Genomic DNA, 519 nt, shown 5'->3' on the forward strand with positions numbered 1-519 from the left:
TGAAGCTCCCAAGATGTAATTGACAGATATCAACTATATACATTTAGTGGACAGTATTCAACTACTTTGACCGGATGCTGCGAGTTGCGCTGCCGCCGTGCGTGACATAGAGTCATCCTTAGCCACAGACCGCCGGTTGTTGCTTTGCGCAGAAATGCTCGGAGTGACCGAAGGTTCATTCACGTGAACGGCCCGCGCAGGTGTTCGAAGTAAGTTGTCAGTCTTATGGATTGTGACCCAGCTCCGGCGCCCTGCGCTGGAGCTTTTTTCATGTTTGCATCGGGGGCTACCCGGCACATGACTATTAAGAGGAGCACCATGGCGAACAAGGAAGCAACGGTCGCCGAGCTTACGGAGAAATTCGAAAGCTCGACCGCCGTTCTGCTCACCGAGTACCGCGGTCTCACTGTTGCGCAGCTCAAGAGCCTGCGTAAGTCCATCAGTGAGGACGCCACGTACGCCGTGGTAAAGAACACGCTCACCAAGATTGCGGCCAACAAGGCCGGCATCACCTCGTTT

The 519-nt window shown here is 54.1% G+C and carries 1 protein-coding gene; it reads left to right on the forward strand.

Annotation, left to right across the window (positions count from 1 at the left end):
* Positions 1-318 precede the first annotated feature (318 nt).
* Positions 319-519, forward strand: a 201-nt coding sequence (gene rplJ / locus JF66_RS21095) for a 50S ribosomal protein L10 (protein WP_035880944.1), incomplete at its 3' end; no start/stop codon positions are given.

The sequence above is a fragment of the Cryobacterium sp. MLB-32 genome, assembly GCF_000738085.1.
Lineage (GTDB): Bacteria > Actinomycetota > Actinomycetes > Actinomycetales > Microbacteriaceae > Cryobacterium.